Here is a 12,598-nt window from a genome sequence, read left to right as displayed (position 1 = left end):
CACCGGTTTCTCCGGGCGCTTCCCTTCGGTGTTTCCAACCTTACCAGATCCGTTTTCCGGTCCGTTCCCGGTCCGAATTTCATTTCTGGTGGCCGCTGGAGTGGCCTTTGCCTTTCGGCTGTCCCCGACTTTATCAGAATTCTCTGAGTCGGATTCCCACCCGCCTTCCGGCTCCTCCCTCGTACGCTGAGTGCTCGGGGTTCCCCTTCTGGCGGAGCCGTAAACGTACTGGAGCGGGGCTCCCGGATGCAAATCGGGGAGCCCCGCTCGTGAGTCGGCGCCGTGCGGGTGCTGAGGCTGCGTCAGACCTCGACCACGACGGGGAGGATCATCGGGCGTCGGCGGTAGCTGTCGGACACCCACTTGCCCACCGAGCGGCGCACGAGCTGCTGGAGCTGATGCGGCTCGGCGACGCCGTCGGAGGCGGACTTGGCCAGGGATTCCTCGATCTTCGGGATGACCGCGGAGAAGGCGGCGTCCTCGATACCGGAACCCCTCGCCTGGATATGCGGGCCGCCCACGATCTTGCCGGTCGTGCTGTCGACGACCACGAAGACCGAGATGATGCCCTCCTCACCGAGGATGCGGCGGTCCTTGAGCGAGGACTCCGTAACGTCTCCGACCGAGAGGCCATCGACGTACACATAGCCCGCCTGCACCTTGCCGACGATCTTCGCGACACCGTCGACCAGGTCGACCACCACCCCGTCCTCGGCGATGACGCAGCGGTTCTTGGGTACGCCGGTCAGGGCGCCCAGTTCGGCGTTGGCGCGCAAGTGGCGCCATTCGCCGTGCACCGGCATCAGGTTCCGGGGCTTGCAGATGTTGTAGAAGTACAGCAGTTCCCCGGCCGAGGCATGCCCGGAGACATGGACCTTGGCATTGCCCTTGTGGACCACGTTCGCGCCCCAGCGGCTCAGGCCGTTGATCACGCGGTAGACCGCGTTCTCGTTGCCCGGGATGAGCGAGGACGCCAGGATCACCGTGTCGCCCTGGACGATGCGGATCTGGTGATCACGGTTGGCCATCCTGGACAGCGCGGCCATCGGCTCGCCCTGCGAGCCGGTGCAGACGAGGACGATCTCGTCGTCCGGCAGATCGTCGAGCGTCTTCACATCGACGACGAGTCCGGCCGGTACCCGTAGATAGCCCAGGTCGCGCGCGATGCCCATGTTGCGGACCATCGAGCGGCCGACGAAGGCGACCCGGCGCCCGTACTCATGGGCCGCGTCGAGGATCTGCTGGATGCGGTGGACATGGCTGGCGAAGCTGGCCACGATGATCCGCCGCTGTGCGTCGGCGAAGACCTGACGCAGCACGCCGGAGATATCGCGCTCGGGCGGGACGAAGCCGGGGACTTCAGCGTTCGTGGAGTCGGAGAGCAGAAGGTCGATGCCTTCCTCGCCGAGCTTCGCGAACGCGGGCAGGTCCGTGAGGCGGCCGTCGAGCGGCAGCTGGTCCATCTTGAAGTCGCCGGTGTGCACGGCCATGCCGGCCGGGGTGCGGATGGCAACGGCGAGGGCATCGGGGATGGAGTGGTTCACCGCCACGAACTCGCAGTCGAAGGGGCCGATCCGCTCGCGCTGGCCCTCCTCCACCTCGAGCGTGTACGGGCGGATGCGGTGCTCCTGAAGCTTCGCCTCGATCAGGGCGAGGGTCAGCTTGGAGCCGATCAGCGGGATGTCCGACTTCTCGCGGAGCAGGAACGGGACGCCGCCGATGTGGTCCTCGTGGCCGTGCGTGAGCACGATGCCGTCGATGTCGTCGAGCCGGTCCCGGATGCACGTGAAGTCCGGCAGGATCAGGTCGACTCCGGGCTGCTCCTCCTCGGGGAAGAGCACTCCGCAGTCGACGATCAGCAACCGACCGCCGTATTCGAAGACCGTCATGTTGCGGCCGATCTCGCCGAGCCCGCCGAGCGGGATGACGCGGAGTCCCCCCTCGGGGAGCTTCGGCGGAGGGCCAAGTTCAGGATGCGGATGGCTCAAAAGACTCTCCTCACCACGCGCGCCACGTGCCCCCCTGGGGCACATGGCGCGCGTGACATTCGTGCACTTGCTTGATGTGTCTGTATGAAGTTGTGAAGTACGAAGTTGCGAAAATCGCCACTAGTTACAGCTGTACCCCGCCAGCGGCCAGATCGCGCTTGAGCTGCCCCGTTTCCTCGGCGCTGAGCTCGACGAGCGGCAGGCGCAGCGGGCCGGCCGGCAGGCCCTGAAGGGTGAGCGCGGCCTTCGTCGTGATGACGCCCTGGGTGCGGAACATCCCGGTGAAGACCGGGAGGAGCTTCTGGTGGATCTCGGTTGCCTTCGCGACATCGCCCGAGAGGTGGGCTTCGAGCAGTGCGCGCAGCTCGGGCGTGACGAGGTGGCCGACCACCGAGACAAATCCGACGGCACCGACGGACAGCAGCGGCAGGTTCAGCATGTCATCGCCGGAGTACCAGGCCAGGCGCGAGCGGGCGATGGCCCAGCTGGCGCGGCCGAGGTCGCCCTTGGCGTCCTTGTTCGCGACGATGCGCGGGTGCTCAGCGAGCCGGACGATGGTCTCGGTGCTGATCGGTACACCGCTGCGGCCGGGAATGTCATAGAGCATGACCGGCAGCTCGGTGGCGTCGGCGATGGCGGTGAAGTGCCGGAAGAGGCCTTCCTGAGGGGGCTTGCTGTAGTACGGCGTGACGGCCAGCAGACCGTGGGCGCCGGCCTGCTCGGCGGCCCGGGCGAGCTCGAGGCTGTGCCGGGTGTCATTGGTGCTCGCTCCGGCCACTACATGGGCACGGTCACCGACCGCCTCTACCACGGCCCGTACAAGCTGGGCTTTCTCCACATCGCTGGTGGTCGGGGACTCGCCGGTGGTGCCGTTGACCACCAGACCGTCATTGCCGGCGTCGACCAGATGAGCGGCGAGTCGCTGAGCGCCGTCGAGGTCGAGCGCGCCATCAGCGGTGAATGGCGTGACCATGGCGGTCAGCATGCGCCCGAAAGGGGTCTGCGATGTGGATGTCGGTGCCATGGGTCCCACGCTACTCGTAGCACGCCTCACGGTGCTCCCTCGGGGCAGCGACCGGGACGGCGGTCATGGGACCCGGCACTGCCTGCTCGGGGGTTCAGACAGTGCCGGATCCGTTTGTTCAGCCTAGATGAACTTCACGAAACGCCGCAATACGGACACCGCTCGCGCATGGCCCGTCCGGGGAGTGTCCAGGGAGTGTCCGAGGACCGCCATGCGCCGCGGTGCGGGCGGCGCTACGGGGCGACGCGCCCGTTGGCGTTGAAGGCGGCGTGGGTGAGCGGCATCAGCTCGGCCCAGATCGCCTCCATCTTCTCGCCGACCATCTCGATCTCCCGCTGCGGGAAGGACGGCACGGCGGCCTGCTCGTGCTGGGTGCGCAGACCGAGGAAGTGCATCAGCGACCGCGCGTTGCACGTCGCGTACATGGAGGAGAACAGGCCGACGGGCAGGACGGAGCGGGCCACCTCCCGGGCGACGCCTGCGGCCAGCATCTCCTGGTACGCCTCGTACGCATGGCGGTAGGCGTCTTCCATCACGCGGCCGGTCAGCTCGTGCTGCGCCGCTGTGCCCTCCACGAACTCGTACTTGCCCGGGCGACCCTGCTGGATCAGCTTGCGGGACTCTCCGGGGACGTAGAAGACCGGCTGGAGCTCGCGGTAGCGGCCGGACTCCTCGTTGTACGACCAGCCCACGCGGTGCCGCATGAACTCCCGGAAGACGAAGATCGGGGCGTTGATGAAGAAGGTCATCGAGTTGTGCTCGAAGGGGCTGCCGTGCCGGTCCCGCATCAGGAAGTTGATCAGCCCTTTGGAGCGCTCGGGGTCCTTGGTGAGCTCCTCGAGGGACTGCTCGCCGGCGGTGGACACCCGGGCGGCCCACAGCACATCGGAGTCGGCCGCGCTGTGCTTGACCAGCTCGACGGTCACATCGCTGCGGAAGCCGGCCTTCTCGCTCTCGGCGGGGATATCGGTCACCAGCGGGTCCTTCCATGGTTCATCGCTCAGGGCGCGCCCAGCTTACGGGGCGGCTCCGACATCCCCTCCGACCGGTCGTAACGCTGAAAATGCCGAAGGAAGTCGTTGAAAAAGGGCACCTCGTCACTCGTTCACGCGTCCTACCTACTGAAGTACCCACGTTCGAGGTTCCAAGGAGAGCCCCCGTATGTCCCGCCGGCGCGAGCCCGTCCCCTTTGCCTTCATCGCCGAAGCCGACCGGTTCCGCAGTAATGTCACCCCGCCGCCCCGGCCCCGGGCCACCCCGTCGCAGATAGCGGGCCGCACACTCATCACCCTGACGATCATCGCCGGATTCGTGGGCTCGCTGATGTTCGGGTTGCCCGCGCTCGAGAGCGGGCCGCGGACCACTCACCAGGTGCAGCAGTCGGAGGCGTCGGACGGCCGCTGAGCCCCTGGGATAGCCTCAGCCAGCACAGGCCCATCCGGACGTGTGTGTGAGTGAGGACCTTCCGTGCCCCTGCCCTTCCTGACAGCGGACCGCGCCCTTGACGAAGACGGACCGGCGGCCGGAGACGCCTCCTTGCCGTACGAGGACCCGAGCCGCCGGCGCCGCCCCTACCGGCCGGGGCCCTGGAGGATCGGCGGAGGCGCGCTTCTGCTGCTGCTCGCCTCGTATGTGCTCTTCTCCGCGATGATCATCGCTCTCGCAGGATCTGTGCCCGCCGCCGGCATCTGTGTCGGGGGCGCCGCGGTGGTGATCCTGTGCGCCGTCCGGCTGGTGCGTGCGGGGGTGTGGATCGACGAGAAGGGGCTGCGGCTGACGGGCCTGTTCTCCGCCACGACGGTGCGCTGGTCTCAGGTCGCGGCGATACGCACCGCCCAGCAGCCGGTGCGGTGGCTGGGGCTGCCGCGCAGTGTCCAGGGGCAGGCGGTGCTCATCGAGCTGACGGAGGGCGGGGCCCCGCGGGTGGCCTTCACCGACCACAGCGCCGACTTCCTCGGCCGCCCCGAGGCCTTCGTCATGGCGGCCGACGCGATCGAGGGCCGGGCGGCCCGATACCGCTGAGGCCGCCCCGAGCCGCCTGACGATCCCGCCGCCGTCTGACGATCCCGGCTTGATCCCGGGCTCCCTGAGCCCGGGATCAGTCTTGGGCCCGAGATCAGCTCTGGGCCCGTACCGGCCGGCCGTCGTGCAGGGCGATGGCGCGCTGCATCGCCTTGCGGGCGCGCACCGTGTCACGCGCGTCGTGGTAGGCGACGGCCAGCCGGAACCAGGAGCGCCAGTCGTCCGGCGACTCCTCCGTCTCGGCCCGCCGCTTGGCGAAGACCGCGTCCGCGGAGTCCCGGTCGATCCGCCCGCCGGGCGTCCGCACCAGTTCGTCGACCGGGAGGCCGCCCTCGGCCTCCAGCTCGCGGGCCAGCCGGTTCGCGCTGCTCGCGAATACGGTCGTCTTCCACAGGAACCACGCGCCGATGAACGGCAGCACCAGTACGGCCACGCCGAAGGCGACCGTCAGCGGCGTGCCCTGCTCGATGAGCAGCACGCCCCGGCTGCCGACCAGGACGAAGTACACGACCAGGACGGCCGCGAGGACGAAATACGTGATCTTTGCGCGCACCGCTGTGCCTCAGTCCAGATCGAGGAAGTGTTCCAGGCCGAGGGTCAGGCCGGGAGCGGACACCACACGCCGCACACCCAGCAGCACGCCGGGCATGAAGCTGCTGTGGTGGGTCGAGTCGTGCCGGATGGTCAGGGTCTCGCCCTCCCCGCCCAGCAGGACCTCCTGGTGGGCGAGGAGCCCGCGCAGCCGCACCGAGTGCACCCGCACCCCGTCCACATCGGCGCCGCGCGCCCCCTCCAACGCCGTACTCGTTGCGTCGGGCTGCGGTGCGCACCCCGCCTGCTCCCGGGCCGCCGCGATCAGCTGCGCGGTGCGGGCCGCGGTGCCCGAGGGGGCGTCCACCTTGTTCGGGTGGTGCAGCTCGATGACCTCGACCGACTCGAAGAAGCGGGCCGCCTGTCGGGCGAACTGCATGGTCAGCACGGCGCCGATGGAGAAGTTCGGCGCGATGAGCACACCGGTGCCCGGCGCGGCCTCGAGCCATCCCCGCAACTGCGCCAGGCGCTCGTCCGTCCAGCCGGTGGTGCCCACCACGCCGTGGATGCCGTGGCGGACGCAGAATTCGAGGTTGCCCATCACCGAGTCGGGGTCGGTCAGCTCGACCACGACCTCGGCGCCCGCCTCGACCATGGTCTCCAGCTTGTCGCCCCGGCCGAGCGCGGCGACCAGCTCCATGTCCTCGGCGGCTTCGACGGCCCGTACGGCCTCGGAACCGATCCTGCCCTTGGCACCGAGAACGGCCACGCGGAGCTTGCTCATCGTTCGAATCCCTTGTGTCGTCCGCCGGTGTACGGCGGTCTTGCGCGGTCTTGCCAGGCGCTAGGCGACGGCCTCGTGCAGGCGCGACGCCTGCTTGTCCTTCAGCGGGCCGATGACGGACAGCGAAGGACGCTGTCCCAGTACATCGCGGGCCACCTCGCGCACCTCGTCCGGGGTGACGGCCGCCATCCGCGCGAGCATGTCGTCCACCGACATCTGGTCGCCCCAGCACAGCTCACTCTTGCCGATGCGGTTCATCAGCGCTCCCGTGTCCTCCAGGCCCAGCACCGTGGAGCCCCGCAGCTGGCCCACCGCGCGCCGCAGCTCCTCATCGGTCAGCCCGTGCTGCGCGACATGGTCGAGCTCGTCACGGCAGATCTTGAGGACGTCCGCCGCCTGGCTCGGGCGGCAGCCCGCATAGACGCCGAACAGGCCGCAGTCGGCGAAGCCCGAGGTGTACGAGTAGACGCTGTAGGCGAGCCCGCGCTTCTCCCGCACCTCCTGGAACAGCCGGGAGCTCATACCGCCGCCGAGCGCCGTGTTGAGCACGCCGAGCGCCCAGCGCCGGTCGTCGGTGCGCGCGATGCCCGGCATGCCGAGGACGACATGCGCCTGCTCGGTCTTGCGGCCCTGCACCTCGACTCGCCCGGCCGCCCGGATGGTGCGGGTGCCGTCGCGCGGGGCGACGGGGACCGCGTCCGTACGGGACAGGGCGCCCGCCTTGTCGAACGCCTTGCGCACCTGCCGGACGACCGCGGCGTGGTCCACATTGCCCGCGGCGGCGACCACCAGATGGGTGGGGTCGTAGTGCTTCTTGTAGAAGCGGGCGATCTGGTCGCGGCCGAGGCCGTTGACCGTGTCGACGGTGCCGAGGACGGGGCGGCCGAGGGGGGTGTCACCGAGCATGGTGTGCGCGAACAGGTCGTGCACACAGTCGCCCGGGTCGTCCTCGGTCATCGCGATCTCTTCCAGGACGACGCCGCGCTCGGCCTCCACGTCCGCGGCGTCGATCAGCGAGCCGGTCAGCATGTCGCAGACGACGTCGATGGCCAGCGGCAGATCGGCGTCGAGCACCCGCGCGTAGTAGCACGTGTACTCCTTCGCCGTGAAGGCGTTCATCTCGCCGCCGACCGCGTCGATGGCGGAGGAGATGTCGAGCGCGCTGCGCCGCTGGGTGCCCTTGAAGAGCAGATGCTCCAGGTAGTGGGTGGCGCCGTTCAGCACGGGCGTCTCGTCCCGGGAGCCGACGTGCGCCCAGATCCCGAAGGTGGCCGAACGCACGGACGGCAGGGTCTCGGTGACGATGCGCAGCCCCCCGGGCAGGGTGGTCCTGCGGACCGTCCCGATGCCGTTCTCACCCTTGAGAAGCGTTTGGGTACGGGCGACGGCCCGCCCCTCCGAGGAGGGGCGGGCCGTCGCCGCATGGGCGCGGGACGTCACTTGGCGTCCGCGGCGGAGCCGCTGTCGGCGGCGTCCTTCGCTTCGTCCTTCGACGCGTCCGAGCCCTCTTCGTCCTCGATGACGGGGATCAGCGAGAGCTTGCCGCGCTGGTCGATCTCGGCGATCTCGACCTGGACCTTGGCGCCGACCTTCAGCACGTCCTCGACGTTCTCCACGCGCTTGCCGCCGGCGAGCTTGCGGATCTGCGAGATGTGCAGCAGGCCGTCCTTGCCCGGGAGCAGGGAGACGAAGGCACCGAAGGTGGTGGTCTTCACGACCGTGCCCAGGTAGCGCTCGCCGACCTCGGGCATCGTCGGGTTGGCGATGCCGTTGATGGTGGCGCGGGCGGCCTCGGCGGCCGGACCGTCGGCGGCACCGATGTAGATGGTGCCGTCGTCCTCGATGGTGATGTCGGCGCCGGTGTCCTCCTGGATCTGGTTGATCATCTTGCCCTTGGGGCCGATGACCTCACCGATCTTGTCCACCGGGATCTTGACGGTGATGATCCGCGGCGCGTTCGGCGACATCTCGTCCGGGACGTCGATGGCCTCGTTCATCACGTCGAGGATGTGCAGCCGGGCGTCGCGGGCCTGCTTGAGGGCCGCGGCCAGCACGGACGCCGGGATGCCGTCCAGCTTGGTGTCCAGCTGCAGGGCGGTCACGAACGTCTTGGTGCCGGCGACCTTGAAGTCCATGTCGCCGAAGGCGTCCTCCGCACCGAGGATGTCGGTGAGGGTGACGTAGTGGGTCTCGCCGTCGATCTCCTGGGAGATCAGGCCCATGGCGATACCGGCGACCGGGGCCTTCAGCGGCACACCGGCGTTCAGCAGCGACATGGTCGAGGCGCAGACCGACCCCATCGAGGTCGAGCCGTTGGAACCGAGCGCCTCGGAGACCTGGCGAATGGCGTACGGGAACTCCTCGCGGGACGGCAGCACCGGGAGCAGCGCCCGCTCGGCCAGCGCGCCGTGGCCGATCTCGCGGCGCTTCGGGGAGCCGACGCGGCCGGTCTCGCCGGTGGAGTACGGCGGGAAGTTGTAGTTGTGCATGTAGCGCTTGCGGGTCTCGGGCGACAGCGTGTCCAGCTGCTGCTCCATGCGGAGCATGTTCAGCGTGGTGACGCCCAGGATCTGGGTCTCGCCGCGCTCGAACAGCGCCGAGCCGTGGACCCGCGGGATCGCCTCGACCTCGGCGGCCAGCGTACGGATGTCCGTGACGCCGCGGCCGTCGATGCGCTTCTTCTCCTTGATCACGCGCTCGCGGACCAGGGTCTTGGTCAGCGACCGGTACGCGGCGGAGATCTCCTTCTCGCGCCCCTCGAACTGCGGCAGCAGCTTCTCGGCGGCCAGGCCCTTGACGCGGTCCAGCTCGGTCTCGCGCTCCTGCTTGCCCGCGATGGTCAGCGCCTGGGCGAGCTCGTCGCGGACGGCGGCGGTGAGCGCCTCCAGGACGTCGTCCTGGTAGTCGAGGAAGATCGGGAACTCGCCGGTGGGCTTGGCGGCCTTGGCGGCGAGGTCCGACTGGGCCTTGCAGAGCACCTTGATGAAGGGCTTCGCGGCCTCGAGGCCCGCTGCCACGACCTCCTCGGTCGGCGCCTCGGCGCCGTCCTTGACCAGCTGGATGGTCTTCTCGGTGGCCTCGGCCTCGACCATCATGATCGCGACGTCGCCGTCCTCCAGGACGCGGCCGGCCACGACCATGTCGAAGACGGCGTCCTCGAGCTCGGAGTGGGTCGGGAAGGCCACCCACTGGCCCTTGATCAGGGCGACCCGGGTGCCGCCGATCGGCCCGGAGAAGGGCAGGCCGGCCAGCTGCGTGGAGCAGGAGGCGGCGTTGATCGCGACCACGTCGTAGAGGTGGTCGGGGTTGAGCGCCATGATCGTCTCGACGATCTGGATCTCGTTGCGCAGGCCCTTCTTGAAGGACGGGCGCAGCGGGCGGTCGATCAGGCGGCAGGTGAGGATCGCGTCCTCGGACGGGCGGCCCTCACGACGGAAGAACGAACCGGGGATGCGCCCGGCGGCGTACATCCGCTCCTCGACGTCGACCGTCAGCGGGAAGAAGTCCAGCTGGTCCTTGGGGTTCTTGGATGCGGTGGTGGCCGACAGCACCATGGTGTCGTCGTCCAGGTAGGCCACGGCGGAGCCGGCGGCCTGACGGGCCAGGCGGCCCGTCTCGAAACGGATGGTGCGGGTGCCGAAGGCGCCATTGTCGATGACGGCCTCGGCGTAGTGGGTCTCGTTCTCCACCAGGAAAATCTCCTCTTCTGCGTCCCTCGTCCGTGTGACGGAGGAACGGTGGTGGAGCAGCGCCCCTGGCCTTGGTCCGGCGGCCGGGCCGGTCTTCGATCGAAGCCACCGGAATTGCCAGTTCCGGGAGCCACTACCGAGGACCGGCTCCTGTGGCGCCGGTGCCGCGGGGAATGAGGCGCTCCTCCTCGTTCGTTATGGCGTTGTTGGGACCAGACTACAAAGCTTCGCCCGTCCTCACGACGGCTGTGGATATCGACGAGGACGGTGCGTGCGCTGCGCGGGCGTCGGCAGGTCCCGGGGTACGGCGCCCCGCGCGGGTGTTACGGCTCGTACGGCAGCCGATCCTCGGCAAGTACGGCAAGCCGATCCGCGGCACGTACGGCAAAGGGAGCGGCCCCCTGTTCCGGGAACCGCTCCCTACCACGGCGTCTTACTTGGCGCCCGCCGCACCGCGGCGGATGCCCAGGCGCTCGACCAGCGCACGGAAGCGCGTGATGTCCTTCTTCGCCAGGTACTGCAGCAGACGGCGGCGCTGGCCGACCAGGAGCAGCAGACCACGGCGGGAGTGGTGGTCGTGCTTGTGGGTCTTGAGGTGCTCGGTCAGGTCGGAGATGCGGCGCGACAGCAGCGCGACCTGGACCTCGGGGGAACCGGTGTCGCCCTCCTTGGTGGCGAAGTCGGCCATGATCTGCTTCTTCGTAGCGGCGTCGAGCGACACGCGGTACTCCTTCAGGGTTCTTCTGTTCAGCCGCCGAGTGCCCCTGGTCTTGGTCTCAGGGGAGCTTCCGTGACTCGGGAGGCGGGGTCCGCTGGGCGCTGTCTCCAGAGTGCTCTTACGAGAGCTCCGGGGGCGCGTACACAAACGGCCGTCACACAGCGTACCAGCCGACGGCCATCCGTTTACCCGTCGGCCTCATCTGAAGGATTCACCCACGGCCCCGCTCCTGCCCCACCCCTGCTTCAGCTGGTCAGGCCCCTGCTTTAGCTGGTCAGGCCCCTGCCTTAGCTGGTCAGGCTGCGCGCGGAGGAGTAGACGTCCAGCACGGCCAGTGCGAGAGGCACCAGGGACAGCAGCAGGGCGCTCTCGGCCAGGTCGGAGAAGCGGCCCCAGAACGGGGAGAGCCCCTTCTTGGGAATGATCAGCGCGATACCGGTGATCAGCGCGGCCCCCGCCACGACGGAGGCGGCGAGCCAGATCGTACGGACGTCCAGCGGCCCGCTGTCATGCCGCACCAGCAGCTTGAACATGGCGTCGGCCGGCGGGTTCAGGGACAGCCCGAGCACGAGCAGCCCCAGGCCGATCAGGCCCGCGGCGAGGACGGAGGCGACCTGCGCGGTGTAGCGGAAGAGGCGGGCGCGCAGCAGCATCGCGAGGCCGGAGACGAGGGCCAGGACCTGGCCCCAGACGTTGTCGGAGAAGCCGAGCACGGCCGAGGCGCCGACGACGACGGCGGAGCAGCCGCCGACCAGGCCGAGCAGCATCTCGTGGCCGCGGCGGGCCTGGGCGGCGATCCGTTCGGCGTCCACGGGCTCGGGGGCGGGCCCGGACACCGGGTCGAGGTCGTCGTCCTCGGCCGCCGAGCGCGGCGCGGCGTATCCGATGGGTAGCCGGGCGACGCGCGCCGACAGGCCCGGCAGGAACGCGACGGCGCCGATCGCGACGGCGGCGCACACCGCGGCGGTCTCGGTGGGGCTGACCTCGGTGAGGATCGCGCAGAAGGTGGCGAGGGTGCCCACGGTCGAGGCGAAGACCGCGGCGACGAACGGCGCGTCACCGGTCGGCATGGCGACCACCAGGGCGACCGAGACGACGAGGACGGCGACACACCCGAGCAGGAACTGCAGCCGGCCGATGCCCTCGCCCTTGTCCAGGGCGAGCAGCCCCGAGCCCGCGATCATGGCGTGCGGCAGAGCGGCCAGACCGAGCGCGATCGCGGAGGCGCGGTCCTCATAGACCCGCGCCCGTACCCCCGCGAGGGCCGTGAGCAGCACCGCGACGGCGGCGGCGATGATGCCCGGCAGGCCGTGCATATCGTGTTTGAGGGGATCGGCGAACCAAAGCACGAATCCCATGAGGACCAGCAATAGGGAGCCGCCGAACAGCCCGAAGGCACGCAGGAACCGATCGCTCCACAGCGTGCTGTCGCGGGTGACGGCGGAGGCGATCGCGTCGGAGACGTCGTCGTAGACGGCGGGCGGCAGCGACTCCGCGAAGGGGCGCAGCGACAGCAGTTCGCCGTCGAGCACCTGCTGGGCGCCCAGCGACAGCGCGCCGTCCAGGACCGTGCCGTCGCGGCGCACCAGGTGGTAGCCGGTGGGGGCGCCCACGGGCTGGGTCTGGCCGGTCAGGCGGAGGATCTCGGGGTAGACGTCGGCGACGGCGATGTCCTCCGGAAGAGCCACATCGATCCGACTGTCAGGTGCGACCACGGTCACCCTGCAGAAGCCGGTCGTGGCGGACGTACTCACCTTAAAGGCCCCCTGTTCGCTGTGGCGCGGCACCGGTACCACCGCGTGCGGCGGCCACCCTACCGGGGCCTGGCAGCTCGTACGTCGG

At 69.4% G+C, this 12,598-nt stretch carries 11 protein-coding genes; 2 read left to right on the top strand and 9 right to left on the bottom strand.

The features are described from left to right. Nucleotides 1-302: 302 nt before the first annotated feature. The 3 genes from ACH4U7_RS51045 to thyX form a co-directional block, all read right to left on the bottom strand. Complete coding sequence (locus tag ACH4U7_RS51045) at nucleotides 303-1,988, bottom strand: ribonuclease J (protein WP_385631690.1); 1,686 nt, start codon at nucleotides 1,986-1,988, stop codon at nucleotides 303-305. A gap of 124 nt (nucleotides 1,989-2,112) precedes the next feature. Beyond that, on the bottom strand, nucleotides 2,113-3,012 hold the full coding sequence (gene dapA, locus ACH4U7_RS51040) for a 4-hydroxy-tetrahydrodipicolinate synthase (RefSeq protein ID WP_398534599.1): 900 nt from the start codon (nucleotides 3,010-3,012) through the stop codon (nucleotides 2,113-2,115). A gap of 233 nt (nucleotides 3,013-3,245) precedes the next feature. Further along, nucleotides 3,246-3,986, bottom strand: coding sequence for an FAD-dependent thymidylate synthase (thyX, locus tag ACH4U7_RS51035; RefSeq protein WP_398534598.1), 741 nt, complete (start codon nucleotides 3,984-3,986; stop codon nucleotides 3,246-3,248). Nucleotides 3,987-4,173: 187 nt separating this feature from the next. Here thyX and ACH4U7_RS51030 point away from each other — a divergent pair, with 187 nt between their 5' ends. Then, a complete protein-coding gene (locus ACH4U7_RS51030; protein ID WP_398534597.1) occupies nucleotides 4,174-4,416 on the top strand; it encodes a hypothetical protein in 243 nt (80 codons plus the stop codon). A gap of 63 nt (nucleotides 4,417-4,479) precedes the next feature. After that, nucleotides 4,480-5,034 (top strand): PH domain-containing protein, encoded by a 555-nt coding sequence (locus tag ACH4U7_RS51025; protein WP_398534596.1) that lies wholly within the window; start codon nucleotides 4,480-4,482, stop codon nucleotides 5,032-5,034. A gap of 94 nt (nucleotides 5,035-5,128) precedes the next feature. Here the strand turns inward: ACH4U7_RS51025 and ACH4U7_RS51020 are convergent, their stop codons facing one another. The 6 genes from ACH4U7_RS51020 to eccD form a co-directional block, all read right to left on the bottom strand. Then, a complete protein-coding gene (locus ACH4U7_RS51020; RefSeq protein WP_089510679.1) occupies nucleotides 5,129-5,587 on the bottom strand; it encodes a hypothetical protein in 459 nt (152 codons plus the stop codon). A 9-nt stretch (nucleotides 5,588-5,596) separates the two neighbouring features. Further along, on the bottom strand, nucleotides 5,597-6,349 hold the full coding sequence (gene dapB / locus ACH4U7_RS51015; RefSeq protein ID WP_398534595.1) for a 4-hydroxy-tetrahydrodipicolinate reductase: 753 nt from the start codon (nucleotides 6,347-6,349) through the stop codon (nucleotides 5,597-5,599). Nucleotides 6,350-6,409: 60 nt separating this feature from the next. Next, on the bottom strand, nucleotides 6,410-7,789 hold the full coding sequence (locus ACH4U7_RS51010) for a M16 family metallopeptidase (protein ID WP_398534594.1): 1,380 nt from the start codon (nucleotides 7,787-7,789) through the stop codon (nucleotides 6,410-6,412). Beyond that, nucleotides 7,786-10,038 (bottom strand): polyribonucleotide nucleotidyltransferase, encoded by a 2,253-nt coding sequence (locus ACH4U7_RS51005; RefSeq protein ID WP_385629085.1) that lies wholly within the window; start codon nucleotides 10,036-10,038, stop codon nucleotides 7,786-7,788. The genes ACH4U7_RS51010 and ACH4U7_RS51005 overlap by 4 nt, the downstream gene beginning before the upstream one ends. Nucleotides 10,039-10,471: 433 nt before the next feature. Then, entirely contained in the window at nucleotides 10,472-10,759 is a 288-nt protein-coding gene (rpsO, locus tag ACH4U7_RS51000) for a 30S ribosomal protein S15 (RefSeq protein ID WP_014175967.1), read from the bottom strand. Between the two features lie 284 nt (nucleotides 10,760-11,043). Then, the gene (gene eccD, locus ACH4U7_RS50995; protein ID WP_398534593.1) at nucleotides 11,044-12,510 is read right to left on the bottom strand and encodes a type VII secretion integral membrane protein EccD; all 1,467 of its coding nucleotides are present in this window, start codon (nucleotides 12,508-12,510) and stop codon (nucleotides 11,044-11,046) included. Nucleotides 12,511-12,598: the final 88 nt, after the last annotated feature.

The organism is Streptomyces sp. NPDC020845 (assembly GCF_044334165.1).
GTDB lineage: Bacteria > Actinomycetota > Actinomycetes > Streptomycetales > Streptomycetaceae > Streptomyces.
This window is presented reverse-complemented; position numbering and strand designations above follow the sequence as displayed.

What these genes read in the sequence shown, in the direction of transcription:
- dapA (WP_398534599.1), bottom strand. Translation starts at nt 3,012, where the DNA reads ATGGCACCGACATCCACATCGCAGACCCCTTTCGGGCGCATGCTGACC.
- ACH4U7_RS51030 (WP_398534597.1), top strand. Translation starts at nt 4,174, where the DNA reads ATGTCCCGCCGGCGCGAGCCCGTCCCCTTTGCCTTCATCGCCGAAGCC.
- dapB (WP_398534595.1), bottom strand. Translation starts at nt 6,349, where the DNA reads ATGAGCAAGCTCCGCGTGGCCGTTCTCGGTGCCAAGGGCAGGATCGGT.